General features: G+C 65.5%; 27 protein-coding genes. 17 read left to right on the top strand and 10 right to left on the bottom strand.

The genetic code is table 11. The annotated features are described in order from the left end of the window. A partial coding sequence (locus tag AC1D34_RS13575; protein ID WP_476824493.1) for a DUF2125 domain-containing protein occupies positions 1-736 on the top strand: 736 nt, incomplete at its 5' end. 58 nt (positions 737-794) lie between these two features. Here the strand turns inward: AC1D34_RS13575 and rpoH are convergent. From rpoH to hemC, 5 genes are all read right to left on the bottom strand, one after another. Then, the gene (gene rpoH / locus AC1D34_RS13570; protein ID WP_476824492.1) at positions 795-1,691 is read right to left on the bottom strand and encodes an RNA polymerase sigma factor RpoH; all 897 of its coding nucleotides are present in this window, start codon (positions 1,689-1,691) and stop codon (positions 795-797) included. A gap of 214 nt (positions 1,692-1,905) precedes the next feature. Then, positions 1,906-2,958, bottom strand: a complete 1,053-nt coding sequence (locus AC1D34_RS13565; RefSeq protein WP_476768843.1) for an RluA family pseudouridine synthase — start codon at positions 2,956-2,958, stop codon at positions 1,906-1,908. A 104-nt stretch (positions 2,959-3,062) separates the two neighbouring features. After that, on the bottom strand, positions 3,063-4,748 hold the full coding sequence (locus AC1D34_RS13560) for a heme biosynthesis protein HemY (protein ID WP_441505640.1): 1,686 nt from the start codon (positions 4,746-4,748) through the stop codon (positions 3,063-3,065). 16 nt (positions 4,749-4,764) lie between these two features. Next, positions 4,765-6,717 (bottom strand): uroporphyrinogen-III synthase, encoded by a 1,953-nt coding sequence (locus AC1D34_RS13555; protein WP_476824491.1) that lies wholly within the window; start codon positions 6,715-6,717, stop codon positions 4,765-4,767. Positions 6,718-6,760: 43 nt separating this feature from the next. Then, complete coding sequence (hemC, locus tag AC1D34_RS13550; RefSeq protein WP_476775270.1) at positions 6,761-7,711, bottom strand: hydroxymethylbilane synthase; 951 nt, start codon at positions 7,709-7,711, stop codon at positions 6,761-6,763. Between the two features lie 174 nt (positions 7,712-7,885). Between hemC and tsaD the strand changes: the two genes are divergently transcribed. The 8 genes from tsaD (at position 7,886) to acs (ending at position 15,209) form a co-directional block, all read left to right on the top strand. Continuing rightward, positions 7,886-8,929 (top strand): tRNA (adenosine(37)-N6)-threonylcarbamoyltransferase complex transferase subunit TsaD, encoded by a 1,044-nt coding sequence (tsaD, locus tag AC1D34_RS13545; RefSeq protein WP_476824490.1) that lies wholly within the window; start codon positions 7,886-7,888, stop codon positions 8,927-8,929. 26 nt (positions 8,930-8,955) lie between these two features. Further along, complete coding sequence (locus AC1D34_RS13540) at positions 8,956-9,948, top strand: NAD(P)H-dependent glycerol-3-phosphate dehydrogenase (RefSeq protein WP_441492195.1); 993 nt, start codon at positions 8,956-8,958, stop codon at positions 9,946-9,948. A 1-nt stretch (position 9,949) separates the two neighbouring features. Continuing rightward, a complete protein-coding gene (locus AC1D34_RS13535) occupies positions 9,950-10,492 on the top strand; it encodes a L,D-transpeptidase family protein (protein WP_476824489.1) in 543 nt (180 codons plus the stop codon). 24 nt (positions 10,493-10,516) lie between these two features. Continuing rightward, the gene (locus tag AC1D34_RS13530) at positions 10,517-10,846 is read left to right on the top strand and encodes a hypothetical protein (RefSeq protein WP_476824488.1); all 330 of its coding nucleotides are present in this window, start codon (positions 10,517-10,519) and stop codon (positions 10,844-10,846) included. Next, complete coding sequence (locus AC1D34_RS13525; RefSeq protein WP_476824487.1) at positions 10,846-11,253, top strand: EVE domain-containing protein; 408 nt, start codon at positions 10,846-10,848, stop codon at positions 11,251-11,253. Before AC1D34_RS13530 ends, AC1D34_RS13525 begins: the two co-directional genes overlap by 1 nt. A gap of 87 nt (positions 11,254-11,340) precedes the next feature. Further along, entirely contained in the window at positions 11,341-11,868 is a 528-nt protein-coding gene (locus tag AC1D34_RS13520; protein WP_476824486.1) for a TetR/AcrR family transcriptional regulator, read from the top strand. After that, positions 11,865-13,028, top strand: coding sequence for a DUF418 domain-containing protein (locus AC1D34_RS13515; protein ID WP_476824485.1), 1,164 nt, complete (start codon positions 11,865-11,867; stop codon positions 13,026-13,028). The genes AC1D34_RS13520 and AC1D34_RS13515 overlap by 4 nt, the downstream gene beginning before the upstream one ends. Before the next feature lie 234 nt (positions 13,029-13,262). Next, positions 13,263-15,209 carry an acetate--CoA ligase gene (acs, locus tag AC1D34_RS13510; RefSeq protein ID WP_476824484.1) on the top strand — a complete coding sequence of 649 codons (1,947 nt, stop codon included), beginning with the start codon at positions 13,263-13,265 and terminating at the stop codon, positions 15,207-15,209. Positions 15,210-15,386: 177 nt separating this feature from the next. Here acs and AC1D34_RS13505 read toward each other — a convergent pair whose 3' ends face one another. Continuing rightward, positions 15,387-15,848: a Fur family transcriptional regulator gene (locus AC1D34_RS13505; RefSeq protein ID WP_176733307.1), complete on the bottom strand. Its 462-nt coding sequence runs from the start codon at positions 15,846-15,848 to the stop codon at positions 15,387-15,389. 129 nt (positions 15,849-15,977) lie between these two features. Between AC1D34_RS13505 and AC1D34_RS13500 the strand changes: the two genes are divergently transcribed. Genes AC1D34_RS13500 through AC1D34_RS13485 form a run of 4 tightly spaced genes read left to right on the top strand, consistent with a single transcriptional unit; the run spans position 15,978 to position 19,520 of the window. Continuing rightward, positions 15,978-16,898: a metal ABC transporter substrate-binding protein gene (locus AC1D34_RS13500; protein WP_476824483.1), complete on the top strand. Its 921-nt coding sequence runs from the start codon at positions 15,978-15,980 to the stop codon at positions 16,896-16,898. After that, positions 16,895-17,803 carry a manganese/iron ABC transporter ATP-binding protein gene (locus AC1D34_RS13495; protein ID WP_476824482.1) on the top strand — a complete coding sequence of 303 codons (909 nt, stop codon included), beginning with the start codon at positions 16,895-16,897 and terminating at the stop codon, positions 17,801-17,803. The genes AC1D34_RS13500 and AC1D34_RS13495 overlap by 4 nt, the downstream gene beginning before the upstream one ends. Then, on the top strand, positions 17,800-18,660 hold the full coding sequence (locus AC1D34_RS13490) for a metal ABC transporter permease (protein WP_476824481.1): 861 nt from the start codon (positions 17,800-17,802) through the stop codon (positions 18,658-18,660). Before AC1D34_RS13495 ends, AC1D34_RS13490 begins: the two co-directional genes overlap by 4 nt. Next, complete coding sequence (locus tag AC1D34_RS13485) at positions 18,657-19,520, top strand: metal ABC transporter permease (protein WP_476824480.1); 864 nt, start codon at positions 18,657-18,659, stop codon at positions 19,518-19,520. Before AC1D34_RS13490 ends, AC1D34_RS13485 begins: the two co-directional genes overlap by 4 nt. On the opposite strand, the gene AC1D34_RS13480 is transcribed toward AC1D34_RS13485, so the two are convergent. Then, complete coding sequence (locus AC1D34_RS13480; RefSeq protein WP_476824479.1) at positions 19,506-20,534, bottom strand: LLM class flavin-dependent oxidoreductase; 1,029 nt, start codon at positions 20,532-20,534, stop codon at positions 19,506-19,508. The genes AC1D34_RS13485 and AC1D34_RS13480 overlap by 15 nt on opposite strands. Before the next feature lie 206 nt (positions 20,535-20,740). Between AC1D34_RS13480 and AC1D34_RS13475 the strand changes: the two genes are divergently transcribed. The 4 genes from AC1D34_RS13475 to AC1D34_RS13460 all read left to right on the top strand — a co-directional run bounded on the left by AC1D34_RS13475 (position 20,741) and on the right by AC1D34_RS13460 (position 23,797). Further along, positions 20,741-21,340, top strand: a complete 600-nt coding sequence (locus AC1D34_RS13475) for a TetR/AcrR family transcriptional regulator (RefSeq protein ID WP_476824478.1) — start codon at positions 20,741-20,743, stop codon at positions 21,338-21,340. A 93-nt stretch (positions 21,341-21,433) separates the two neighbouring features. Next, on the top strand, positions 21,434-21,625 hold the full coding sequence (locus AC1D34_RS13470; RefSeq protein ID WP_441492216.1) for a hypothetical protein: 192 nt from the start codon (positions 21,434-21,436) through the stop codon (positions 21,623-21,625). A 183-nt stretch (positions 21,626-21,808) separates the two neighbouring features. Next, complete coding sequence (locus AC1D34_RS13465) at positions 21,809-23,002, top strand: CaiB/BaiF CoA transferase family protein (RefSeq protein ID WP_476824477.1); 1,194 nt, start codon at positions 21,809-21,811, stop codon at positions 23,000-23,002. Positions 23,003-23,017: 15 nt separating this feature from the next. Then, on the top strand, positions 23,018-23,797 hold the full coding sequence (locus tag AC1D34_RS13460; RefSeq protein ID WP_476824476.1) for an enoyl-CoA hydratase/isomerase family protein: 780 nt from the start codon (positions 23,018-23,020) through the stop codon (positions 23,795-23,797). Positions 23,798-23,806: 9 nt separating this feature from the next. Here the strand turns inward: AC1D34_RS13460 and AC1D34_RS13455 are convergent, their stop codons facing one another. The 3 genes from AC1D34_RS13455 to AC1D34_RS13445 form a co-directional block, all read right to left on the bottom strand. Further along, the gene (locus AC1D34_RS13455) at positions 23,807-24,556 is read right to left on the bottom strand and encodes a GntR family transcriptional regulator (protein WP_476824475.1); all 750 of its coding nucleotides are present in this window, start codon (positions 24,554-24,556) and stop codon (positions 23,807-23,809) included. A 147-nt stretch (positions 24,557-24,703) separates the two neighbouring features. Next, on the bottom strand, positions 24,704-26,032 hold the full coding sequence (locus AC1D34_RS13450) for a TRAP transporter large permease (protein ID WP_476824474.1): 1,329 nt from the start codon (positions 26,030-26,032) through the stop codon (positions 24,704-24,706). Beyond that, the coding region (locus AC1D34_RS13445) for a TRAP transporter small permease subunit (protein ID WP_476824473.1) at positions 26,032-26,622 on the bottom strand (591 nt) is incomplete at its 5' end. The genes AC1D34_RS13450 and AC1D34_RS13445, both read right to left, overlap by 1 nt.

Genomic DNA, 26,622 nt, shown 5'->3' with positions numbered 1-26,622 from the left:
GATCTATACGCCCGGCCTCGTCATCCTGGAGGTGAAGGGGCCGCTGCAGGCTGCCCTGCCTGAAGGCCGCAAACTTGATCTCGGCTGGAGTCAGCTCGAGGCCAGCCTGGCGTTGAAAGAGCGCGAGCCCGAGCGTTTCTCCATGGTGCTGGTCGAGCCGAATGCGACATTGACCGCGCCCGGCGCGAGCAACGAAACCTGGCGCGCCAATCAGCTGGACGTGCATCTGCGCCGAAACCCGGCGCGTTTTGCGACCGAGCAGGTGGCGGATCTTGCGCTGACAGCGAAAGGCTCGGTGCTGCCCGCGCTCGATGCGCTGCTCGGAACCACTGAACCTGGTGATGTCGAGATGCAGGCGAGTCTGACCCAGTCGCTGGCGTTCAAGGCCGGCTTCAATCCCGATGCGCTCGAAGCCTGGCGTACCACCGGCGGGCAGATCGAACTGACGCGACTGCTGATGACAAAGGGGGCTGCTCGGCTCGAGGCGAGCGGGCGTCTGCTGCTCGACCAGACGCATCGCCTGTCCGGTCAGATCGACGCCGGTGTCGCCGGCATCGATCGGATTGGTGGCATAAAGCTCGGTGGTCTTGCCGCTGGTCTTGGCGGACTGCTTGGTGGCAAGCCGAGCGGGGGCACACCTGGGCTTACGCCTCTGCCGCCGGTCGTCCTGCGCGAGGGGCGGGTCTATCTCGGGCCGTTCCGGCTGCCCCTGCAGCCCTTGGCGCCGCTCTACTGAACAGAAAAGGGGGCGTCACCGCCCCCTTTTCGTATCGTGCTGCCGACGAATTCAGGTCTCAGTTCGCGGGCAGGGCGGCGCGCGGTGCTTCGATCCTGGTCAAGGCCTTCTTGACCGCTTCCTGCACCTTCTCAAAGGCGCGAACCTCGATCTGCCGGACGCGTTCGCGCGAGACCCCGAATTCCTCGGAGAGTTGCTCTAGCGTGATCGGGTCATCGGCCAGGCGCCGAGCCTCGAAGATCCGGCGTTCGCGCGGATTGAGCACCGTCAGTGCTTCGCGCAGCGCCTGGTGGCGGTTGTCGCTTTCCTCGGAGTCGGCCAGGCGACGTTCCTGGCTTTCGCTGTCGTCGACGAGCCAGTCCTGCCATTCGCCCTCGCCATCCTCGCGCAACGGCGTGTTCAGCGACGCATCGCCGCCGAGGCGGCGGTTCATGTCGATGACGTCCTGCTCGTTGACGCCGAGCTTGGTCGCGATCGTCTTGACCTGATCCGGCTTGAGATCGCCCTCGCCAAGTGCCGAAATCTTGCTCTTCGCCTTGCGCAGGTTGAAGAACAGCTTCTTCTGGTTCGCGGTGGTACCCATCTTCACCAGCGACCWGGAGCGCAGGATATATTCCTGGATCGAGGCCTTGATCCACCACATCGCATAGGTTGCAAGACGGAAGCCCTTGTCGGGCTCGAAGCGCTTGACCGCCTGCATCAGGCCGACATTGCCTTCGGACACGACTTCGCCGATCGGCAGGCCGTAGCCGCGATAGCCCATGGCGATCTTGGCCACCAGCCGCAGATGCGAGGTGACGAGCTTATGCGCCGCATCGCGGTCGCCATGCTCGCGCCAGCTCTTGGCGAGCATGTATTCCTCGCTCGGCTCCAGCATCGGGAACTTGCGAATTTCTTCGAGATAACGTGAAAGTCCGCCCTCCGCGGACATGACGGGCAGCGATGCAATCGCCATGCTCGTTTCTCCTTTCCTGGCTCCCGCTTCGCGGCAAGCCAACCGCGCGAACGACCCTCGCGCAGGTTTTGGATGATGTGCCTGAACCAACGCGCGAACCCTGTGAGGGTTCGTCGAGCCCGGCCCCATGCGGCGCCCCTTAAGCCATCCGCATCCAAGCCTCATTATATGCCAATGGAGCTTGGCGGAAAGTGGGCGAAGTGGCCAGATTAGCTCACAGGGCCGCGAGTTCCGCTTGCAGATTTGCAAAATCGGCAGGCGGAGGCGCTTCGAAATACATTTCCGCCTCCGTCACCGGATGGGCAAAGCCGAGTACCGTTGCATGCAGTGCCTGCCGGCCGAGGGCGGCCAGTGCATCGCGTGCGCCGTCAGGAAGGCGGCTTGCCTTGGTCATGTAGCCGGAGCCATAGAGCTGGTCGCCCAGCAAGGGATGACCGAGATGGCTCATATGGACGCGGATCTGATGCGTGCGACCAGTTTCCAGCCTGCACTCGATCAGGCTGGCCAGGGCTTCGGTTTCCTCCTGCCCGCGAAGCAGCGGCGGATAGCGCTCCAGAACGGTGAAGTGGGTGATTGCCTCGCGGCCGCGGCCTTCGGCAACGACCGCCATCTTCTCGCGATTGCGGTGTGAACGCTCGAGGGCGGCCTCGATCGTGCCATGCGGCCGGCGCGGCGTACCCCAGACCAGCGCGAGATAGGCGCGCTCCAGCGGCCCGGTGCGGCCATGGTCGGCAAACTGCTTGGCAAGCCCCTGATGGGCCTTGTCGGTCTTGGCCACGACGAGAAGCCCGCTGGTATCCTTGTCGAGCCGATGCACGATGCCGGGTCGCCTGACGCCACCAATGCCGGAGAGGCTGTCTCCGCAATGAGCGATCAGCGCATTGACCAAAGTACCGTCCTCATGTCCCCCCGCGGGATGAACGACGAGGCCGGCCGGCTTGTTGATCACGATCAGAGCATCGTCCTCATAGACGACCTCGAGCGGGATCGATTGGCCCAGGGGCGCGGGCGGCCTGGCCGCAGGCATGACCAGGGTCAGGACGTCGCCGGCGGCGACCTTCCGGCTCGGATCGCCTGCGATCGCGCCGTTGAGGCTCACACCACCCTCCCGGATGACCTGCTGCAGGCGGGCGCGTGAGATTTCGCCGGCAAGCATGGCGAGCGCCTTGTCGAGGCGCATTCCTGCCTGCTCCGGAGCGACATGCAGGCTGACGCCCTCTGCGTTGTCCGGGGAGGTCGATAGTGGGGCAGTAGGTTCGGTGTTCATGCAGACCGCTATAAGGGGCGGGAGGGAGACCCGCACCCCTTTTCGCGCGATCGCCCGTGCAGACGAGGCGAGCGCGCNNNNGCGCTGGCCGGCGCGCTCGCCGGTCAGCCGAAGAGGCGGAACTTTGCCTTGGCGGCCGTGGCCGGTTGAACGTCTTCGGGGCCCGGGTCGTCCGGTGCGTGCGATACCGGGAAGATCACCGGGGAGGGGCGATGATCGCGGACCGAGGCTGAGGTCGCAGGAGCCACTGTCGCCTCGGCGACCGGAGTTGGGAGCTTGGCCGCGACGGCCGGTTCACCCTTGGCGACAGGCTCGGTCGCAGGCTTCTCGTCCCCTGCAGGCTTCGCGGGCTCGATTTTCGCCGGCTCGGGTGCGACGAGCGTTGCCTGCTCGATCACCGGTTTGGCGGTCTCGACGGGTGCCATCGTCTCGGCACGCCCTTCCAGCAGCGGTGCGGAATCGTCGAGATCGGCCAGCACATCGTCGATCGCCGGCGCCTGGCTGACGAGCGTCGCCGGAGGAACCGTCCAGACGAAGGCATCGAGGCGCCCGGAAATCGGCGAGACGGGCAGCCAATGGTCAGAGACCAGCCCGTCCGCGACCCAGGCTGCGTCACGCGGCGCGCGCGTGGCGCGCGAGAGCCATTCGCGAACCCGGCCGGCCGAACCATGTTCGGCCTCTTCGAGTTCGGCCATGAGCAGGCAGACGCGGACGGACGCACCGCCGGCCAGCAGCGGCTTCAGCGCCTGGCGGGCCTTGGCGAAATCACGGGCATGGATCGCCGCGCCGGCCAGAGCCAGCACGCCTTCCGGATCGGCCGGACGCAGCCTTACGAGCGTTTCGGCCCGTGCGAGCCGGTCCTGCGCGCTGTCACCGGGGCGCACATCGAGATAAGCGGCGGCGATGTCGGGATGCGGGACCTCGCGCCAGGCGGCTTCGAGCAGCTTGGCGGCCTTTCGGATATCGCCGCGCTCGGCGAGCATGCGCCCTGCAAGGGCAGCTGCCGGCGTGAGGCCTGGGGCGAGTTTTGTCGCTTCCAGGGCGGCGGCCAAGGCCTTCTCCGGTTCGCTGCCCTTCGCGTCGAGGGCTTCCGCCGCCAGCAGCACAGCGCGCTGGCGCTTGGCATCCGCCTTTTCGGCGAGACGCAGGGCGGCGCGGCGTTCGACGGCTGTGCGCGCTGCTTGCCAGTCTCCGGCGCTGGTGTGGAAATCGAGCAGGGCGTCATTGGCCCAGGCAAGCGAGGGGGAGCGCCGCACGGCGTCGTCCGCGAAGGCGCGCGCAGCCGTCATGTCGCCACGGCGACGGGCCTCGACGAAGAGACCGCGCAGGCCGAGCACGCGAGTTTCCGGCTTGTCGAGCATGGCCTTGAAGGCGGCTTCCGCCCGGCCCCTGTCACCCGAGAGCTGGGCCGTCTGTGCTTCGAGCAGCAGGGTCAGCGGCTCGTTGCCGGAAAACTTGCGGGCGTCGACGGCGTAGCGGCCGGCAGCCACTGGATCACCCGCACCGATTGCGACCATGCCACGGGAGACGGCCTCGAAGCCGCGGGCCCGACGTCGCGCTCGCGAGGCGAAGCTGAAGGCCGAGGGCAGGCCCAGAACGAAGCGCACCGCGGCCCATCCGAGCATGGCGAGGAAGGCCAGGATGATGACGCCGATTGCCGCGATCGCGACGCTCGTCTCGATGCGGTAGCCCTGCCAGAGGACCGAGACCTCGCCGGGGCGGTCGGCCAGCCAGACGGCACCAGCCGCGAGGCAGGCAATGACAAAGAGATAGAGCAGCACGCGAACCATTGAACGCTATCCTCCGTCAGCCACCCGCGCCGAGCGCGGCAACCGCATCCTGTGCAATCCTGCCGATCGCGGCGTCAGCGGCAGCGCGCCTCTGCAAACTGGTGCCGAACTCGGCACTGTCCCGCCGCGCCGGCTCGGGCAATTGAGCCCAGAGGCCGGCGGCCTTGCCGAATTCGTTATGCGCAAGCGCATTCTCCAGGCGGATCACCAGCGTTGCAGGGTCGTTTGCGCCGGTATCTCCGACCGGGCGAATGGTGACGACCTTGCTGGCGAGCCCAAGCAGGCGATCCTGCCAATCCTTGGCGGCCGGCGTCATTTCGCGATCGAACATGGCGCGATGAACCCGGAATTGCGCCAGCAGCGCATCCTGCGTCGGTGCGCCGGTTGTGGCGACGGCGGAGAGCGCGGCCAGTTGTTCGGCCGAGCCGCCGCCCTTGCCGAGAGCCGCGATATCGGCCGCGAAGGGCCTGCCGGCAGAAAGCGCGCCCTGGATGCGTTCGGCGAGCACGATGCGCGCGGCGGCAAATGCCTGCGGGCTCGGCGAGGCCGCGGACTTGGCCAGCGTCTCGACGGTGCCGAGGCGTTGCGTCAGCCCGGCGATGGCGGAGCTGTTCTCGGCCGTGGCCGGGGCGGGAGCGTTTGCGAGTTCCGCCAGCCGTGCTGCGGCGGTCTTTGCTTCCGCGGCGACAGTGGCGGCAGCTTCCGATGTCGCGCTGACCCGGCGATCGAGCGCCTCCAGCGCTGCGCGCTGGGGCAGGCTTGTGACAGCACTTTGCAGATTGGTCGTCGTGCGCTGCAGGGTCTCTATGCGCCCCTTCAGTTCGGCGATCTGCTGTTCGCTGGTATCGGGCGTCGAGCGGGAACCGACCAGTGTCATGAGACCCGCCCCAAGGATGCCGCCGATCAGGCCGGTGGCGGCCAGAGCAGCCCATGGCAGCCGCGGAGGGGGAGACGGCTCGCCTGAAACGGGCGGCGCAGGCTCAGATGGAGCCAAGCCAACGGGCTCAGGCGCCGGAGATGTGATTCCGGGTGTGAATTCACTGGGCTGCGTGGCTGCGGGGGGAGGCTGGTCAGTCTCTGCCGAAGCAGCTTCTGGTGTCGCGGTCACTGCCGCCTCTACCCTGCCGTCGATGGTCGGGGGAGTTCGCCGGTGGCGTCCGCGCGGCGTGGCTGTCTGCGGCTCGCTCATCGCATCCTTGTCCGTCTCGACGCCGGCCGGCGCGGCCACGGCCTGTCTAACATCCCCTGCGCGACGATTGCGAGCGGTCACTTGATCCAGCGCGGCCAGCAGGGCCGCCTCTTCGGGGTATTCCGCAACCAGAACCGTGCTGGCGCCTGCTGCGATCAAGGGGGCCGCAACCTCCGCCGAAAGCGTGACATGCGTCAGTTCCAGCGCCTGTTCACTGAGAGTGGAGGCACGTGTCAGGGCGAGGAAGGTCTGGGCGCCTCGTGGTGAATAGTGAAGTGCGGCTTCGGCGCGCCCATCCCGCAGGCTGGCGGCCGCCACTTCGGGCAGGCTGGGCTTGGCCTCGGCCGCATAGGCCGTCCAGTTCGCGATCTCGTAGCCAGCCTTGCCCRGGCGCTCCGCGATATCGTCATGGCGGTCCCGGCCAGCGACCAGAAGCAGGCGTGCCGGCGTGGGGATGTTGCGCTGGACCAGAGCGATCAGGTCGTTGCGGTCGCCATCGGCACTGCGGGCATCCTCGAAACCGGCGTCGCGCATCTTCGCGGCCGTCCGCGCCCCGACGGTGAAGACCGGCAGGTCCCGCCAGGCGGATGGGGCATCGGCGAGGGCCGGCACAGCATTGCCGCTGGTCAGGATCAACGCCGCGAATGTGCCCTTGGGTACCGGTTCGGCGAGGCGGACCACATCGAAAAGCGGCGCCACGATCGGCTCATGTCCATGGGCGGCGAGCGCGCGGGCGCTGCGTTCGGCATCCGCCTGCGGTCTGAACACGAATACGCGCATGCGCCCTCCTGTCGCGTCGTTGGCGTTCATGGAACACCCGGCCTCATGAGTAGATCCCCGCCGGAGCCCTGGCGCGCAAGGCGCGTCCGAGTTCGGCTCCACGTTCCGCGGCCTCGCTGACGGGACCGCTGCAGCTATCTTCGGCCATCGCCGTGCCGTCGGGCGAGAGCAGCAGCCCGCGCAAATGGAAGCGGTCGCCCTCGACGGTGGCATGACCGGCGATCGGCGTCCGGCAGGAACCGTCGAGCTCGGTCAGGAAGGCACGTTCGGCGGCGAGTGCGATGCCGGTGTCACGGCAAAGGATCGGCTGGACAGCTTCCGTGCTTGCGGTGTCACCGATGCGAACCGCAACAGCGATCGCACCCTGGCCGACGGCCGGAAGCGATTCCTCGATGGAAAGGATGCCGCTTGCCTTGTCGGCGAGCCCGAGCCGCTTCAGCCCGGCGATGGCGAGCAGGGTCGCGTCGATCTCTCCACTCGCCACCTTCTCCAGCCGCCTTGCGACATTGCCGCGCAGCAGGACGATCTCGAGATCGGGCCGGGCGCGCCTCAGCATGGCCTGGCGGCGCAGCGAGGCCGAACCAACGACCGCGCCCTGCGGCAGGTCCGCAACGCGGGAAATGCCGCGTGCGATCAACGCGTCGCGCACATCCTCGCGGGGGAGATAGCCAGCGATGGTGAGGCCGTCGGGCAATTTGGTGGGAAGATCCTTGGCGGAGTGGACAGCGTAGTCGATCCGGCCCTCGATCTGAGCCTGGTCGATCTCCTTGGTGAACAGACCCTTTCCGCCGGCCTCCGAGAGGGGGCGATCGCGAATGGAGTCCCCCGTCGTGACGATGATTTCGAGCGGTAGCTCGTCCTTCGCCCAGCCATGAGCCTCGGCAAGGCGGCGAGCGAACTCATTGGCCTGCGCCAACGCCAGGGGGCTGCCGCGCGTGCCGATGACAAAGCGGCCGACCTGGCGTCCGCGAACCGAAGCTGCGATCTCGTTCATTCTCTTTGCGTCTTCCTGATGCCGGCCGCTGGCCAGCGAACTCCACGGCCTCTTGGCCTTATGCTCCGTGGCGCACTATACGAGGGAATCCCCGGCGCGAAACCGTCGGAGCTCCGCCCGCCTCTCCTTGTGGCCTGTTCCGGCCGAAACCTGTCCGAGATTTGTCGATCGATCATGCGCGTTCTGGGGATAGAGACGACTTGTGACGAGACCGCGGCTGCAATCGTTGGCGTCGATCGCGCCGGCGAGGCCAAAATCCTGTCCAACGAGATCCTGAGTCAGATCGCCGCACATGCGGCTTATGGTGGCGTGGTGCCGGAGATCGCGGCGCGCGCGCATGTCGAGGCCATCGACCGCATCGTCGCTCGCGCCTTCGCGAATGCCGGACTCAAGCCCTCCGAGATCGACGCGGTCGCTGCTGCTGCCGGGCCGGGTCTGGTTGGCGGCGTCATGGTCGGGCTGACCACGGCGAAGGCGATCGCGCTGGTAACCGGCCGCCCCTTCATTGCGGTGAACCATCTCGAAGCGCATGCGCTGACGGCGCGGCTGACCGACGACGTTGCCTTTCCCTATCTGCTGCTGCTGGTCTCGGGCGGGCATACGCAGCTCCTGGCGGTGCGCGGCGTCGGCGATTATCTGCGCCTGGGCGGAACCATCGACGACGCGGTCGGCGAGGCTTTCGACAAGATCGCAAAGATGCTCGGTCTGGCCTATCCGGGCGGCCCCTCGGTCGAGCGGGAAGCCGAGAAGGGCGATCCCGAACGCTTCGAGTTTCCGCGGCCGATGGCTGGGCGCCCCAATCCCGATTTCTCGCTTTCCGGCCTCAAGACCGCGGTCAGGCTGGTGGYCGAACGCATTGCGCCGCTCTCCGACCGCGACGTCGCCGATCTCTGCGCCTCCTTCCAGGCAGCGGTCGTCGACGTGCTGGTCGACCGCACGCGAGCGGGCCTGCGCGCCTGCCGTGGGGCCGGGATCATGCCCACGGCCTTGGTGGTTGCCGGTGGCGTTGCCGCCAACCAGCCGATCCGGCGCGGACTGACCCGCTTTGCGACCGAGGCCGGCCTGCCGATGGTCGCGCCACCGGTCGCGCTTTGCGGCGACAATGGCGCGATGATCGCTTGGGCTGGGCTTGAGAGGCTGAGGCTCGGGCTTGTCGACGACATGAGCGCGGTTGCCCGGCCACGCTGGCCGCTGGACGAGCTCAAGGCCAAAGCGTGATCCGTGAGCGACGTGAGCGCGCCGAGATGAGCAAGGCCTTCGAGACAATCGGCGTCGTAGGCGGCGGCTCCTTCGGTGCCGCACTGGCTCTGGCCGCGGCGCGGGCCGGGCGAAACGTGCTGCTCTGGGCCCGTGATCCCGAGGCCATCGCGGCCATGCGGGAGCGTCGAGAGGTGCCGCGCCTGCCCGGCGCGACGTTGCCTGCCGCCGTATCGCCGGTTGCCGAGCTTGCCGCGCTTGCCGATGCACAGGCGCTGATCCTCGCGGTTCCGACCCAGGCGCTGCGACAGGTCTGCACCGCGCTCGCGCAAGCCTTGCCGGATGGCGTGCCGACGATCTCGGCGGCCAAGGGCATCGAGCAGAAGAGCGGCTTGTTCACGACGCAAATCATCGCCGAGCTTTGGCCCGGTGCGGTCCCGGCCATCCTGTCCGGTCCGAGCTTTGCCGCCGATATCGCACGCGGGTTACCGACGGCTCTGACACTGGCAGCGCGCGAGGCGGATCTGGCGCAGGATCTGGCCGAGGCGCTGAGTTCCGCGTCCTTTCGCATCTATCACGGCGTCGACATCCGTGGCGTCGAGATCGGCGGAGCCGCGAAGAACGTGCTGGCGATCGCAGCGGGGATCGCGATCGGGCTCGGCTATGGCGAGAGCGCCCGTGCCGCGCTGGTGGCGCGTGGCTTTGCCGAACTCAGGCGCTTCGGCGAGGCTTTTGGTGCGCAGCCGGAAACGTTGATGGGGCTTTCGGGGTTGGGCGATGTCGTGCTCTCCTGCGCGTCCGCACAGTCACGCAATTTCGCCTATGGGTTGGCACTCGGCCAGGGCAAGACACCGGCCGAGGCCGCTGGAGGCAAACTGGCCGAGGGCGCCTTCACGACGTCGGTCCTGGCAGAGATGGCGCAGGCACGCGGCATCGAGACGCCCATCGCCGAGGCCGTTGCGGCCATTATCGCCGAACGCATCGGCGTTCGCGAAGCGGTCACGGGATTGCTGGCGCGACCGGTCCGGGCGGAGAACTGAGTTGGCGCGAAAGCCTCTGCGACGCGCGGCGCTGGCGGTGAGTGCAGGTCTCGTGCTTGCCCTGGGGCTGGAGTTCTTGCAGATCGCCCGAACGGTTCCTGAACTCGCGGCTCCCGACGAACAGGCGACCCGCGTCCTCATCGAGAAGGCCGCACGTCAGCTGACCTTGGAACGGGATGGCCGCGTCCTGGCCCGCTATTCGGTGGCGCTGGGTTCGAGTCCGGTCGGTGATAAGGTGAAGGAGGGCGACGGCCGGACTCCGGAAGGCGTCTAYGACATTGATTTCAAGCACCCGCGCAGCCGCTATCACCTCGCGCTTCGCATCTCCTATCCTGATCGCCTGGATCGTGAGGACGCCCAGCGCGCAGGTTTTGCCCCGGGTGGCGACATCATGATCCACGGCATTCGCAACGGGCTTGGCTGGCTGGGCCGGCTGCACCTCAGCCGCGACTGGACGGATGGCTGCATTGCGGTCACCAATGCCGAGATTCGCGGGATCTGGGCTCGCGTTGCGCAAGGGACCCGGGTCGAGATCCGGCCGTAACGCAGTGACGTAGCAGAGGCAGCAATGGCAGGCGACTGGTCGGATCTGAGCAAGCGGGTGGCGCGCGGCGTCGCTGAGGTACGGAAGACCACTGGCTCGGAGCTGGTTGCCGWGAGCATGCCGGTGGCGTTGGCCGGGCGTGTGCCCGCCGGACCGGTGATCCAGCATCGACGGCGGCGCGGCGATGATACCCACCGCTTCGTGCTGATTCTGCCCTTCGGCGAGGGCGAGGTCAGGGTCGAACTCGGCCCGCAGGATTATGCCGCGCTGACACGCGAGATGGTGCGATTCTGGAACGAACAGGGCGAGGCCGCGCTGCGTCCGCCTGCTCCGACGAAAGAGGATGACGTCTGATGGCTCACTGGCTGGTCAAATCCGAACCATCGGTCTGGTCCTKGGACGACCAGGTTAAGGCTGGTGCCAAGGGCACGCATTGGGATGGCGTGAAGAATCATACGGCCAAGCTCAACCTGATGGCGATGAAGCTCGGCGATCAGGTCTTCTTCTACCACTCGAACGAGGGGCTCGAGGTCGTCGGCATCGTCGAGGTCATCAAGGAGCACTATATCGCGAACCCGGGCGAGCCCTGGGTCTATGTCGACTTCAAGGCGGTGAAGCCGCTGCCGAAGCCTGTGACCCTTGCTCAGGTGAAGGCCACGCCGGAACTCGCCAAGATGGCGCTGGTCACGTCCTTCCGCCTGTCCGTGCAACCGGTGACCGACGATGAATGGGCACTGGTCTGCAAGATGGGCGGGCTCTGAAGGATAGACGAGCTCTGCGACCTCTTGCGGTCGCAGGGGTCAAGCCATAACTATACCGCCCAGACGGTATAGTTATGGAGAATGGACTTGCGTAGCAGCAAGAAGGCGGCGTTGCTCGAGGCAGCGGGCGCGATCATCGTCGGAGGCGGTATCGACGCCCTGACTTTCGACAGGCTCGCAGCCGAAACCGGCGTGAGCAAGGGCGGCATTCTCTACCATTTCCCCGACAAGGAGCGCCTTCTGATCGCTCTGGTCGAGGGCATCGTCAGCCTTGTCGATCTTGCGATCGCCGAAGAACGCGCGAGCGTTGCCGAGCCCGATGGGCCGGGCCGCTGGCTGCGCGCCTATATCCGCATGGCCTTCACCGACGGAGGCGATGTCGACCGGCTGCTCGGGATCCTGCTGGCGGGATTGCCTCCGGAGTCGCCGGCGCTGGTGCCCCTGCTCAGCGCCGACCGTCGCTGGCTCGAAGCCGCCTGTTCGGATGGCCTGCCGCGCGGGCTGGCGATTGCCATCCGCCTTGCCGTCGACGGCGCCTTCGTCACCAAGCTCGATCCCGCCGATGCTGCAGCTGCGCGCGAGGCGCTCCTGAAGCTGACCGAGGCCGCGCAATGACGCCTGCACGTGGTGCGGTGCCGGGGCGCGACCCGGCCGTCGATGCGATCAGAGGCATCGCCCTGTTCGGCATCCTCGTCGTCAACCTGCCTTTCTTCGCCATGCCGTTCGGCTTCGGCGGCGATTGGTGGCGCTCCGCCTTTCCCGGCGCCCTGGATCGTCTTGCCGTGTTCCTGATCCAGGCCCTGTTCGAGGCGAAATTCGTTCTGATCTTCTCGTTTCTGTTCGGCTATGGCGCGGCGCGGCAGATCGCAACCAACGGCGAAGGGCRCTATCGGCGTCGCCTGCTCGCGCTCGGATTGCTCGGCGTTGCCCATGGCCTGCTGCTCTTCGCAGGAGACATCCTGCTCGCCTACGCGCTTCTCGGAATGATCCTGCCGCTCGCGGCCCGCTGGTCGCTGGGACGCCTGCTCAAGGCGGCTGCCCTGATGTGGCTGCTGGCGATCCTGACCCATGCCCTGCTTGCAATCATCGGCATCATCGAGCCCGATCCGGCCACCGGTGCGGATGCAGCCGTCGTTGCGGTGCATCGTTCCGGCGATTTCCTGGCGATCGCGCGCTATCGGCTGATGGAATGGGCGATCTTCTACGGTCTGGCGCCCTTGATCACCTTGCCGCATGTCGCGGGCATGTTCTTCCTCGGCATGGCCGCCTTCCGCCATCTCGGCACCGCCTCGCTGAGCAGCCTCGCCGCACCGGGGGCGGCGTTGGCGCGCTTTCTCTGGCTGCCCGCCCTCGTCGGCAATTTCGCTTACGCCGCGGTGGCGATGGCGCCTCCCGGCCCGGCGAAACCGGCCTTTGCTGCAGCCGAGCTCATCCTGCGCGGCGTCTTCCCGCCGCTGATGAGCCTCGTGATGATCGGTGCCGGCCTGAGCTTCTTCAACCGGCAGCTCGGCATGCGCATCGGCCGGATCTTTCAGGCGGATGGCCGCCTGTCCCTTTCACTCTACATGTCCGAGTCGATCGTCTGCGTGCTGATCTTTCTCGGCTATGGCCTTGGCCTTTACGGGCGCCTCGGGCCCGCGGCCTGCATGCTCGCGGCAGCTGCCATCTACGCGTCCCTGCTGGTGCTGGCGTCGCTATGGTCGCGGAGCTTCAGCAAGGGGCCGTTCGAGTGGTTCGTCGAGCGCATGGCAGGGCCGCGTCGGTTGCGGCAATGACGGCCAATATTGCGCGATAACCGGCAATCCGGCGCGTGGCGGACCGATCCGACCCTCGCCAAAAGTCTTTGAAACCAAAGTGCGAGGGCGCGTGGCTTGCCGCCGCTCTTTCGCGCTTTATGATGCGCGCAATTCGAAAGAAGCGGTCGTTATTTGCCGAGGAATCCGGCACTCATGCCATGAGCCGCGACGAAGATGGGCTGATTGCGGTCCAAGTCCGGGGAGAAGTCTTCTATGTCCGACAAGATCTATGACGTGCCGGCCGCCTGGGCCAAAAAGGCCTATCTGAACGACGCCAAATACAAGAAGATGTACGCGGCCTCGATCAAGGACCCCGACAAGTTCTGGGCCGAGCACGGCAAGCGGATCGACTGGTTCAAGCCGTTCAGCAAGGTGCGGAACGTCAGCTACAAGCCGGGCAAGATCTCGATCAAATGGTATGAAGACGGCACTACGAACGTCTCCTACAACTGCGTCGACCGGCATCTGGCGACGCGCGCCAAGCAGACGGCCATCATCTGGGAAGGCGACGATCCGTCGGAATCCAAGAAGATCACATACGGCCAGCTCTATACCGAGGTCTGCAAGTTCGCGAATGTGCTGAAGGCGCAGGGTGTCAAGAAGGGCGACCGCGTCACGATCTACATGCCGATGATCCCCGAGGCGACCTATGCGATGCTCGCCTGTGCGCGGCTCGGTGCGGTGCACTCGATCGTCTTCGGCGGCTTCTCTCCTGATTCGCTGGCCGGGCGCATCGCCGATGCGACCTCGGACGTGGTGATCACGGCGGATGAAGGCCTGCGCGGCGGGCGCAAGGTGCCGCTCAAGGTCAATGTCGACGCGGCGGCCGAAAAGGCCCCGGTCAAGACCGTGATCGTGGTCAAGCGGACCGGCAGCGATGTCGCGATGCAGGAGGGCCGTGACGTCTGGTATCACGAGGAGGCGGCGAAGGTCTCCGGGCATTGCCCGCCGGTCGAGATGAAGGCCGAAGACCCGCTCTTCATCCTCTACACCTCGGGTTCGACGGGTAAGCCCAAGGGCGTCCTGCACACCACCGCCGGCTATCTCGTCTATGCCTCGATGACGCATCAATACGTCTTCGACTACCATGACGGCGACATCTACTGGTGCACGGCCGATGTCGGCTGGGTCACCGGGCACAGCTATATCGTGTACGGCCCGCTGGCGAATGGCGCGACGACCCTGATGTTCGAGGGCATCCCGACATATCCGACGATCTCGCGCTTCTGGGAGGTTGTCGACAAGCACAAGGTCAACATCTTCTACACCGCGCCGACTGCCATCCGCTCGCTGATGGGCGCTGGCGAGGAGCCGGTGAAGAAGACCAAGCGCAAGTCGCTGCGCCTGCTCGGCTCGGTCGGCGAGCCGATCAATCCGGAGGCCTGGGAGTGGTATCACCGCGTCGTCGGGGATGATCGCTGCCCGATCGTCGATACCTGGTGGCAGACCGAGACGGGCGGAATCCTGATCACGCCGCTGCCCGGTGCGACCAAGCTCAAGCCCGGCTCGGCAACGCGGCCCTTCTTCGGCGTCAAGCCGGAGATCGTCGATGCCGAAGGCAAGGTGCTGGAGGGGGCGACCGAAGGCAATCTGGTGATTGCCGAGAGCTGGCCCGGCCAGATGCGCACGGTCTATGGCGACCACAAGCGCTTCGAGGAAACCTATTTCGCCACCTACCCGAACAAGTACTTTACCGGTGACGGCTGCCGGCGCGACGCAGACGGCTATTACTGGATCACCGGCCGCGTCGACGACGTGATCAACGTGTCCGGCCACCGCATGGGCACGGCGGAGGTCGAGTCGGCACTGGTGGCGCATCCGAAGGTCTCGGAAGCCGCGGTGGTCGGCTATCCCCATGACATCAAGGGGCAGGGCATCTACGCCTATGTCACCCTGATGCAGGGAGAGGCGTCGAGCGAGGCGCTGCGCAAGGAACTGGTCGCCCATGTGCGCAAGGAGATCGGCCCGATCGCTTCACCGGATCTGATCCAGTTCGCACCCGGCCTGCCGAAGACGCGGTCGGGCAAGATCATGCGCCGTATCCTGCGCAAGATCGCCGAGGACGAATTCGGCGCGCTCGGCGATACGTCGACGCTGGCCGATCCCGCCGTGGTCGACGATCTGATTTCAAACCGTCAGAACAAGCGCAAGGCGGGCTGAGGCCGGCCACAGCATCGGTGCGAAGAGCGGATAGTAGTTATCGCACCGATGCAAACACAAGAAGGTCAGATGATCTGATCGCTCCGACATCGTGCCCGACCTTGTGGCGCGCATGATGTCTCAGGATGCATTTGCGGGGAGACGGTGATGGCCGGGATTTTGCCCGACCATGGCGGCTCAGTCAGTCTTCCCTGCACTCTTGCGCTTGCTGGTGCCCGGCATCTTCCGTCCGTACAATTCGAGCCTGTGACGGACGATCTCATAGCCGAGTTCGGCAGCGATCTTGGCCTGTAGCGCCTCGATCTCGGGCGACGAGAATTCGACGACCTGACCGGTCTCGACATCGATCAGATGATCATGGTGATGCTGGTCTGCGTGCTCGTAGCGCGAGACGCCGTCCTCGAACGCGTGGCGTTCGATCGCGCCTTGAGTCTCCAGCAGCTTCATCGTCCGATAGACCGTCGACAGCGACAGGGTCGGGTCGTGCGCGAAGGCGCGCGTGAAGATACCCTTGGCGTCGGGGTGGTCGTCGGCCTCGGCCAGCACGCGCAGAATCAGCCGGCGCTGCTGCGTCATCCGCAGTCCCGCCCGCCTGAGCTCCTCCTCGAAGAGGGCTACCCGTTTGTCGATTCCCTTCATGTCACCGGGATAGCATGTTGAGACGCATTCGCAAAAATTGAGGCTTATCGCAAATCATTTGCAATTGCGTTGACAGATGCAAGTGATTTGCATTAGCGTAAATGGATCGAGCCTGTAGCAGGAGAGATCATGCCTTCGCGTCGACGCTTCACGATTCTGGCCGCCGCCATCGCCTTCGCGGCCGGTTTTGCAGCAACGAGCCAGGGAGTGTTGGCTCAGGCGGGGCAGGTCAAGCCGTTGCGCGTCGTCACGACCTTCACGGTGATCCAGGACATCGCGCAGAACGTCGCCGGCACTGCAGCGATCGTGGAATCGATCACCAAGCCCGGTGCCGAGATCCATGACTACCAGCCGACGCCGCTCGATGTGGTGAAGGCGCAATCGGCCGATCTCGTGCTCTGGAACGGCTTGAATCTCGAGCGCTGGTTCGAGCGCTTCTTCGAGAACGTCAAGAATGTGAAGAGCGCGGTCGTGACCGAGGGCATCCTGCCGATGGGCATCAAGGAGGGCCCCTATGAGGGCAAGCCCAATCCGCATGCCTGGATGTCGACGGCGAGCGCGCTGATCTATGTCGAGAACATTCGAAAGGCGCTGGCGGCTGCGGACCCTGCGAATGCCGAGACATATTCCAGGAACGCGAAGTCCTATTCCGAGCAGATCAAGGCGATCGACGCGCCGTTGCGTGCCCGGCTCGACAAGGTGCCGGAAGGCCGCCGCTGGCTCGTTTCCAGCGAAGGCGCCTTCAGCTATCTCACGCGCGATTTCGGCTGGCGGGAGGCCTATCTCTGGCCGATCAATGCCGATGAACAGGGCACACCGCAGCTGGTGCGGCGCCTGATTGATCTCGTGCGCAAGAACAAGATTCCCGCCGTCTTCAGCGAGAGCACGATCTCCGACAAGGCTGCCAGGCAGGTCGCCCGCGAAACCGGAGCGGCCTATGGCGGCGTCCTCTATGTCGACTCGCTTTCCGCCGAGAACGGGCCGGTACCGACCTATCTGAAGCTGCTGGAGGTGACCGTCGACACGATCGCGAAGGGGTTCGGGCAGTGAACATTCATGTGACTGGCCGACCGGGCGCGCTTGGCCTGACACCCTCGATCGCGGTCGAGGGCGTGACGGTGCGCTACAGCAATGGCGTGACAGCGGTGAACGATGCCTCCTTTGCCCTCGGCGCGGGCACGATCTGCGCCCTGGTCGGCATTAATGGCTCGGGCAAGTCGACCCTGTTCAAGACGCTCATGGGCTTTCTTAAGCCGGCTCAGSGCAGCGTCGCGATTGCGGGATTGGAGGTGCGGCAGGCGTTGAAGCGCGGGCTCGTCGCCTATGTGCCGCAGTCCGAGGAGGTCGACTGGAGCTTTCCGGTTCTCGTCGACGATGTCGTGATGATGGGACGCTACGGCCATATGGGCCTGATGCGCATAGCCCGGCGCGCCGACAAGGAGGCCGTCGAGGAGGCGCTCGCGCGCGTCAATATGCTGGATTTCCGACGCCGCCAGATCGGGGAGCTCAGTGGTGGCCAGCGCAAGCGCGTCTTTCTCGCGCGGGCGTTGGCGCAGGGCGGGCAGGTCATCCTGCTGGACGAGCCCTTCACCGGTGTCGACGTCAAGACCGAGGATGCGATCGTCGGTCTGATGCGGGAATTGCGGTCCGAAGGGCGGCTGATGCTGGTTTCGACCCATAATCTCGGCTCGATCCCGGATTTCTGCGACCAGGTCGTGATCTTCAACAAGACCGTGCTGGCGGCTGGCCCGACCGCGACCACCTTCACCGAAGCCAATCTGCAACGGGCCTTCGGCGGCGTGCTCCGGCATTTCCGACTCGGCGGCGCGCAACTCCATGACGATGCCGACGACCGGCGCGTCACCGTCCTGACCGACGACGAACGCCCGCTCGTGCTCTATGGCGAGCGCGATTACGAGGTGGTTGTCGACGCCAGCAGGGATGTGGTCCGGTGATCGACCTCCTGCTCGAACCCTTTGCCTACCAGTACATGGTCAAGGCCATCTGGGTCTCGGCGCTGGTTGGCGGCGTCTGCGCCTTCCTGTCCTGCTATCTGATGCTCAAGGGCTGGTCGCTGATGGGCGACGCACTGGCGCATGCGATCGTGCCGGGCGTCGCGCTCGCCTATCTGCTGAAGCTGCCCTATGCCGCCGGTGCCTTCCTCTCCGGCCTGCTGGCGGCGCTCGCCATGTCCCTGGTCCGGGTGCGCACGCAATTGCGGGAAGATGCGGTGATCGGCATCGTCTTCACCACGTTCTTTGCCGTCGGGCTGCTGATCGTCTCGATCAACCCGACCTCGGTGAACGTCCAATCGATCGTGCTCGGCAACATCCTCGGCATCTCCGACGAGGACGTCGTCCAGGTCGCGATCATCGCCTTCGTCTCTCTGGTGATCCTGATCGCGCGCTGGAAGGACCTGATGCTGGTCTTCTTCGACGAGAACCAGGCACGCAGCGTCGGCCTCTCGCCGACGCGCCTGAAGATCCTCTTCTTCGTGCTGCTCAGCGCCTGCACGGTCGCAGCCCTGCAGACGGTCGGAGCCTGCCTCGTGATCGCCATGGTGGTGACGCCGGGCGCAACCGCCTACCTGCTGACCGACCGTTTCGGTCGCCTGATCATCATCGCGGTTGCGATGGGTGTCGCGACCAGCGCGATCGGCGCCTATGCCAGCTACTTTCTCGACGGTTCGACCGGCGGGCTGATCGTCGTCTTCCAGACCGTACTGTTCCTGCTCGCGTTCATCTTCGCGCCGAAGCACGGCCGTCTTGCGGCGCGCCGGGCGGCCCGGGCCCTTCCGGAGCAAGCCGCATGAGCCTGATCGAAACCTKGTTCCTTTCGCCGTTTGCGCATGAGTTCATGCAGCGGGGGCTGATCGTCGCGGTGCTGGTCGGCCTCGTCTGCGCGGTGCTTTCCTGCTTCCTCGTGCTCAAGGGCTGGTCGCTGATGGGTGATGCGGTCTCGCATGCGGTGCTGCCCGGCATCGTGCTCGCCCATATCCTGAGCTTGCCGCTGGCGATCGGCGCCTTCGCTGCCGGGCTCGGCTGCTCCGTCGGTATCGGCTACCTCAAGCAGAACAGTCGGGTGAAGGAGGACACGGTGATGGGCATCGTCTTCTCCGGCATGTTTGCGCTGGGGCTGGTGCTCTTCGTCAAGGTGGATAGCGACCAGCACCTGATGCATATCCTGTTCGGCAACATGCTAGGCGTGCGCTGGGCCGATATCGCGGAGACGGCGCTGATCGCGGTGCCGACCATCGCGATCATGCTGGCGAAGCGGCGCGATTTTCTACTCGTCTCCTTCGATCCGGCTCATGCGCGTGCCATTGGCCTCCCGGTCGCAGCGCTGCATTTCGGCTTGCTGATACTGCTGGCGCTGACGATCGTCGCGGCACTCAAGGCAGTCGGTATCATCCTGGTCGTTGCGATGCTGATCGCGCCGGGGGCCATCGGCTATCTGATGACGCGCCAGTTCGACCGGATGCTCATGGTGGCGGCCGGTGTTGCGACCGTCTCAAGCGTGCTCGGTACGATCCTGAGCTTTCATCTCGATGCCGCGACCGGTCCGTGCATCGTCGTGGTCCAGGCCGGATTCTTCCTCGCGGCCCTCGCCCTCAATCTCTGGCGCGCCTCGCGACGCGCCAGTCTCAGCGTCCGCGTGTCACGGGTGCAATGACGCTTGCGCGGCCCTGGGCTGGCTTCTCGCCAGGGCCGGAACGATGCCGGCGAGAATCTCGTAGGAGCGCTTGCGAGCGCCGTGATCGTGGATCGGTGCCGTGACCATCACCTCGTCGGCCGCCGTCGCGTCGAGAAACGGATCGAGCTGGCGCTTCAGGCTTTCCGGCGAGCCGACAAAGGCGTAGCGCAGCATCTGCGAGACATGTGCCTTCTCGGCCGGGGACCAGTAGCTTTCGATATCGTCGATCGGTGGCTGCAGCTTGCCGCGCGTGCCACGAATCATGTCGATGAAGCGCTGCTGGACCGAGGTGAAGAGATAGCGAGCCTCCTGATCCGTATCGGCGGCAATGACGTTGATGCCCGGCATCGCATAGGGCCGATCCAACTGCTCCGACGGCTTGAAACGCTCGCGGTAGATCGCAAGCGCCTGAATCAGCGCGTCCGGTGCGAAATGCGAGGCGAACGCGTAGGGCAGACCGAGTTCTGCAGCGAGCTGCGCGCCAAACAGGCTGGAACCCAGGATCCAGAGCGGCACCTCGGTGCCTCCCCCTGGCACGGCCTGCACCACCTGCCCGGGCTGCACGGGGGCGAGGAAAGCCTGCACCTCGAGCACATCCTGCGGAAAGCTGTCCGAGGCCATCGGGTCGCGTCGCAGGGCCCGAACCGTGCGCTGGTCGGTGCCCGGAGCGCGGCCGAGGCCGAGATCGATCCGGCCCGGATAGAGCGATTCCAGCGTTCCGAACTGCTCGGCAATGACGAGAGGCGCGTGGTTGGGCAGCATGATGCCGCCGGCACCGAGGCGGATGGTCTTGGTTCCAGACGCAAGATAGCCGATCACCACTGCCGTTGCGGCGCTGGCGATGCCGACCATGTTGTGATGCTCGGCGACCCAGTAGCGGCGATAGCCGAGCGCCTCGGCGTGGCGGGCAAGGTCGAGAGAATTGCGCAGAGCGTCGCCGGGCTCCTGCCCCTCGATCACCGGGGAGAGGTCGAGGACCGAGAAATCAACCATGCAGCGCTCCTGCGTATCGACGCCCGGCTCATCATGCCGCGCCCGTGGCAGATGGGAGTGCTGCCGGCTTGCGTCCAGCCCTTTCGCGATCTGGCATGGCGCCAATGCAGAAGCGTTCTGGCGAGAAGATCCATCCGCGACGCGGCACACTGGACGGCGGCTCGAAACGGTTCCAGAAGGGCGCAATCGATGCGGCGGAGTGAGATATGAAGCAGGAGATCAAGCAAATCTCGGCAGAGCTCCTGATCCGCAATGGCTACCAGGGCTTCCGCTTCCGGGATGTCGCAGACGTCCTCAACACGACGCGCGCGAACATCCACTATTACTACGGCAACAAGCTCAACCTCGCCGAGGAGGTGATTGTCGACTACGTCGAGCAGACGCTGGCGAACTGGGAGGCGAACTGGCGCAGCGACAAGAGCTTCGAAGACAAGATCCATGGCATGATGGAGTCGAACCGTCAGCGCTATCTCCGCTACAATCCAACGGCCACGACCGCCAATCCCTGGAGCCTGATCGGCCGGATGCGGCTGGAGCAGGATGTGATCGGCCCAAAGGCGCGCGAGGCGCTGGCTCAGTTCGGCCTGACGCTCGAGAATCTCGTGGTCGCCGGAATTGATCAGGCCGTGGCACGGGGCGAGCTTTCCAACGACATCCCGCGCGGCGATATCGCGCTGCAACTGGTCGCCATCGCCAATAGCGCCGGGCCGATCACGCAGGATGGCGGGAATTTCGATCGGCTCGAGCAACTCTATCGCTCATTCAGCCGTATCGTGCACCATGCCTATGGTCACAGGCGGCCCTAGCGCCCGGCACAGGGAACGCTGAGGCGGGATTCGCGTTTCGTTTCGTGTCGCGACGTGTATCGCGACAATCAGTGATCCGAAGCGGGGGATGTCATGGCGAGCGCGGTCAAGAAGGCCAATCCGGCCACGCAAAGCCTGCGCAAGGAGCAGGCGGAGCAAAGGAAGGCGCAACGCGGGAAGGGCAAGGACGCCGAACTGAACGATGCTCTTCGGGCGACCTTTCCGGCCAGCGATCCTGTTGCCTTGGAAAGCCCGACGAGAACAGGAGCGGCGAAGCGGACGTGATCCGGCGGCTCAAGCTTCGACTTCGTTTGCATACATATTTCTCGGTTATTTGGGGCTGTCTTCGAATGCCTTAGCTGAAGGGGCCTGCATCCGCATGGTTTTGCATGCAAGATGTGAGGGGCGTTGACGCCCCGCCGGGGTGCACCCATAGTCGGCGCCCTTGTCGCCAACGCCTGCCGAGCCATGCCCCGCCCGACGCCTTCCTCCGCCCTTGCGAAACTGCGTGTTCTCGATCTGTCACGTGTGCGGGCCGGGCCGACCTGCGCACGCGTCTTTGCGGATTTCGGTGCGGACGTGATCAAGGTCGAAAGCCCGCCGGGGCTCGATCCGAACGAGAACATGAGCGGCGCGCGGCATGGCTATGACATGCAGAACCTGCACCGCAACAAGCGCTCGCTGACGCTGAACCTGAAGACTGCCGAGGGCAAAGCGATCCTGCTCAAGCTGATCGAGAGTGCTGATCTGCTGATCGAGAATTTCCGCCCGGACGTGAAGGACAGGCTCGGGCTCGATTTCGACACGCTGCACAAGCTCAATCCGCGCCTGATCCTGGTCTCGGTCTCCGGATTCGGCCAGAGCGGTCCCTACCGGACCCGCGCCGGCTTTGACCAGATCGCCCAGGGGATGGGTGGAATGATGTCGGTCACCGGCCTGCCGGGGCAGGGGCCGGTGCGCGCCGGAATCGCCGTCGCAGACTCGGCTGCGGGCCTCTATGGCGCGCTTGGGGCGCTGGTGGCGATTACCGAGCGCGAGACGTCGGGGCTCGGTCAATGGGTCCAGACCTCCCTGCTCGAAGCCCAGATCGCGATGATGGATTTCCAGGCTGCGCGCTTCCTGGTCGAGGGAACGGTGCCGCCGCAGGCCGGGAACGATCACCCCTATTCGACGCCGATGGGCGTCTACGCGACGAAGAACGGCCATATCAATATCGGCGTCGGCGCCGAGGGCCATTGGCGCTCCTTCTGCAAGGCGATCGGTCATCCCCAACTCGGCGACAACCCGGTCTATGACAGCATGGAAAAGCGTTACGACAAGCGCCCGGAACTGCGGGTCATCATCGAGAGCATCCTGACCCAGAGGGATTCGGCGCATTGGCTTGCGGCCTTCGAGGACCATGCCGTTCCGGCCGGACCGATCTATGCCGTCGACGAGATGTTCGACGACCCGCAGGTGCAGCATCTCGGCATCGCACAGCCGGTCAGCCATCCGATCCTTGGGGATTTCAGGGTGGTGGGCGAGCCGGTCGGCCTGTCGCGGACACCCGCCGGCGTCGTCTCGCCGACGCCGGAGGCAGGGGAGCACAATGCCGAGATCCTGGCCGAACTCGGCTATGGCTCAGGAGCGGTCGCGCGGTTGCGCGAGGCCGGGGTGATCTGAAGGAGCAGCGGGCTGATGAACGACGAGATTCTTTACGATCTGAAGGACGGGGTCGGCACCATCACCCTCAACCGTCCGCAGGCCCGCAACGCGCTGACCTTCGGGATGTATGACCGCATCGCAGCGATCTGCGGCGACATCGAGGGCCATGGTTCACCCAAGGTTCTGGTCCTGACCGGGGCAGGTGACAAAGCCTTCGCTGCAGGCACCGACATCTCGCAGTTTCGTGCGTTCAACAAGCCAGAGGACGCCCTCAACTACGAAACGCGGATCGAGGAGATCATCACCACGATCGAGAGCTGCCCGATTCCGACGATCGCGGCGATCTCGGGCGCCGTGACCGGCGGCGGAGCCGCCATCGCCTGTGCCTGCGATCTCAGGGTCGCGACGCAGTCGGCCCGCTTCGGCTTCCCGATCGCGCGCACGCTCGGCAACTGCCTGTCGATGAACAACCTCTCCCGGCTCGCCTCGCTGCTTGGGCCCGCGCGGGTCAAGGACATGGTCTTCACGGCTCGGTTGATCGAGGCGGAGGAAGGCCACCGCGCCGGCCTCTACGGCGAGCTGGTGACCGATCATGCGGCTCTGCTCACGCGGGTCGGAGAGTTGGCGCAGACCATCGCGGGCCATGCGCCGCTGACGATGCGCGCCACCAAGGAAGGCTTGCGCCGGATCGCCGCTGCACGCGGCCATGCCGACGACGAGGACCTCGTCCTGATGTGCTACATGAGCGCCGACTTCCGCGAGGGCATGGAAGCCTTCCTGGCCAAGCGCGCGCCCAACTGGCAGGGGCGATAGAGCTGCCCGTCAGGGCGTCTCATGCTCGTCATCGCCCTGCCGCGTTGGCGTCTCGGCCGCATGCTCCCCGCCCGGGTTGGCGGCGGCGAGGATGGCGGCGAGGCTATTGGCAAAATGGATCTGGATGAGCCGCGCCAGGCCCTCGCCATCGCGGGCGACAAGGGCGGCGAGCATGGCATCGTGCTCCTGCATCGCCGCCTTCCAGCGCCTGGGCTGAAGGTTCGGAAGGTATTTCGCGCGCTCGATGCGTGCGGACAATCCCTCCCAGGCTTCGAGCAGGGCCGCGTTGCGCGCCGCCTCGACAAGTGCCCGATGAATCTGCTGGTTGAGCGCGAAATACTCCAGCTGCTCGGCGCGCGCCTGGTGCCGCATCATCCGGTAATGCAGCATGCCGATCTCGGCGACGGTCTCGTCCGAGATGTTCTTGCAGGCGAGCCGCGCCGCCAGGGCTTCCAGGGTGCTGACGACTTCGTAGAGGCCCAGGATATCGTCGAGGGTCAGCGAGGCGACTTCGGCGCCGCGATTCTGCGTCAGTCTCACCAATCCCTGTGCTGCCAATGTGCGCAGGGCCTCCCGCAGGGGCGTGCGCGAGACGCCGAGCTGTTCGCAGATCTCCTGCTCCCGCAGCTTCTGTCCCGCCGGCAATTCGCCGGTGATGATCATCCGGCGCAGCGTCGCGACCGTCGCGCCATGCAGTCGCCCCTTGCGACCAGGCTGAGGGCTGCCGGTCTCGGGAACAGGCGTCGGCGTCGTTGTCATGAGGCCTCGGGTCACGGGCGGAACCTCGCCCTCCGTCCCAGCACGTCTCGCAGGGCCCGTGATCTGTAGGCAAGGCAGCGGCCCCGAACAAGCGGGGCCGCAAGGGCGGGCAGGTTCCTGTCCTGCTCGCAGGATGCTCGGCGGCGTTCAGCCGTAAAGGTATTTCGGCAGCCAGAGCGCGATGCCGGGGAAGACATAGACCAGCACCATCGCGAACAGCACGATCAGCAGATAGGGCATCACGCCGGAGAAGATCTGGTTGATGGTCACGTGCGGTGGCGCGATGCCCTTCAGATAGAAGGGTGCCATCGCTACCGGCGGGGAGAGGAACGAGGTCTGGATATTCAGCGCGATCAGGATGCCGAAGAACAGTGGGTCGATATTGAAGAACTRCAGCAGAGGCAGGAAGATCGGCACGAAGATCACGATGATCTCGGTCCATTCCAGCGGCCAGCCGAGCACGAAGATGATCAGCTGCGCGACGATCAGGAACATGGTCGGCGACAGGTTCAACGCCGTGACCAGATCCTTGATCGGTTCGTGCCCGCCGAGAATCGCGAAGATCGACGAGAAGATATAGGAGCCGACGAAGAGCCAGCAGACCATCGCCGAGGTGCGCGCCGTCAGGATGACCGATTCCCTGACCTTGCCGAACGAGAGCGAGCGATAGGCTGCGGCCAGGATCAGGCTGCCGAGCGAGCCGATCGCGGCCGCTTCGGTCGGCGTCGCGAGCCCGAAGAAGATAGCACCGAGCACGGACATGATCAGGATGGTCAGCGGAAAGAAGCTGGTCATCAGCGCCCAGAGGACCTTGCTCCAGGGAACGTCCGTCTGTTCCTTCGGCAGTTTCGGCGCCAGCGCCGGGTTGAGGGTGCAGCGAACGATGACATAGACCATGTAGAGGCCGGCCAGCAGGAGCCCGGGGAAGAGCGCGCCCGCATACAGCTTGGGGACCGAGACACCCGCGGTCGCGCCATAAAGGATCAGCATGACGCTCGGCGGGATCAGGATGCCGAGGCAGCCGCCGGCGCAGACGACGCCGGCCGAGAGCTTCACGTCGTAGCCGGCACGCAGCATGGCGGGAAAGGCGAGCAGCCCCATCAGCGTCACCACCGCCCCGACGATGCCGGTTGCGGTCGCGAAGATCGCGCAGGTCGCGAGCGTCGCGATGGCCAGCGAGCCGGGAACATTGCCGAGCGCGATCTGGATCGAGTGGAACAGCCTGTCGAGGATGTTCGCCCGCTCGATGATGTAGCCCATGAAGATGAAGAGCGGAATCGAGACCAGCACGTCGCTGGCCATGACCGAATAGGCTCGCTGCACGACCAGCGCGAAGACATTGTCGCCCATCGCCCAGTAACCGAAGCCGACGCCGAGTGCCATCAGCGTGAAGGCGATGGGGAAGCCAAGCATGATGAAGAGGATGAACAGGACGAGCATGACCACGCCCAGTTCGGGATTGCCCAGTCCGAACATCAAATCGATCCCTCGCGGGTTGCGGCTTCCTCGAGGATGAGCTTCTCGGTCTCCTCGACATCATGCAGGCGAGGGGGCCATTCGCCCGTGCGCAGGCAGATGACGCAACGCGCCACCTCGGCGAGCCCCTGGACGAACATCAGGACCCCGACGATCGGGATCAGCGACTTGAAGTGATAGAGCGGCGGCCCGTTGGGCGAGTTCGAGGAATGCTCCCCGATCATCCAGGAGAAGGCGGCGAACTTGAATCCGGCCCAGGCCAGCGCGATGACTCCGGGGAAGAAGAACAGAAAATACAGCGCCAGATCGAGCCCGGCCTGCGTGCGCGGGGCCCATTGGCGATAGAGGAAATCGCCGCGCACATGGGCATTGCGTGCGAGCGCGTAAGGGCCGGCCAGCATGAACAGAGTGCCATAGAGAATGTAGCTGACGTCGAAGGCCCATTCGGTGGGTGCACGCAGGACGTAGCGCGAGAAGACCTCGTAGCTGATCGCCAGGGTCAGGATCAGAATCGTCCAGCCGGCGAGTTTCCCGATGGCGGTATTGAACTTGTCGATCGCGAGCACGATGCCCATCAGGGTCTCCACGGC

This window comes from Allobosea sp. P1_A7 (assembly GCF_056406775.1).
The sequence above is the reverse complement of the archived record's forward strand: the minus strand, read 5'-3'. Positions and strand labels throughout refer to the sequence as shown.

Coding starts and splice junctions, on each gene's coding strand:
- AC1D34_RS13565 (WP_476768843.1), bottom strand. CDS start 2,958: ATGAACACCGAACCTACTGCCCCACTATCGACCTCCCCGGACAACGCA.
- AC1D34_RS13560 (WP_441505640.1), bottom strand. CDS start 4,748: ATGGTTCGCGTGCTGCTCTATCTCTTTGTCATTGCCTGCCTCGCGGCT.
- hemC (WP_476775270.1), bottom strand. CDS start 7,711: ATGAACGAGATCGCAGCTTCGGTTCGCGGACGCCAGGTCGGCCGCTTT.
- AC1D34_RS13540 (WP_441492195.1), top strand. CDS start 8,956: ATGAGCAAGGCCTTCGAGACAATCGGCGTCGTAGGCGGCGGCTCCTTC.
- acs (WP_476824484.1), top strand. CDS start 13,263: ATGTCCGACAAGATCTATGACGTGCCGGCCGCCTGGGCCAAAAAGGCC.
- AC1D34_RS13505 (WP_176733307.1), bottom strand. CDS start 15,848: ATGAAGGGAATCGACAAACGGGTAGCCCTCTTCGAGGAGGAGCTCAGG.
- AC1D34_RS13500 (WP_476824483.1), top strand. CDS start 15,978: ATGCCTTCGCGTCGACGCTTCACGATTCTGGCCGCCGCCATCGCCTTC.
- AC1D34_RS13480 (WP_476824479.1), bottom strand. CDS start 20,534: ATGGTTGATTTCTCGGTCCTCGACCTCTCCCCGGTGATCGAGGGGCAG.
- AC1D34_RS13475 (WP_476824478.1), top strand. CDS start 20,741: ATGAAGCAGGAGATCAAGCAAATCTCGGCAGAGCTCCTGATCCGCAAT.
- AC1D34_RS13470 (WP_441492216.1), top strand. CDS start 21,434: ATGGCGAGCGCGGTCAAGAAGGCCAATCCGGCCACGCAAAGCCTGCGC.
- AC1D34_RS13465 (WP_476824477.1), top strand. CDS start 21,809: ATGCCCCGCCCGACGCCTTCCTCCGCCCTTGCGAAACTGCGTGTTCTC.
- AC1D34_RS13460 (WP_476824476.1), top strand. CDS start 23,018: ATGAACGACGAGATTCTTTACGATCTGAAGGACGGGGTCGGCACCATC.
- AC1D34_RS13455 (WP_476824475.1), bottom strand. CDS start 24,556: ATGACAACGACGCCGACGCCTGTTCCCGAGACCGGCAGCCCTCAGCCT.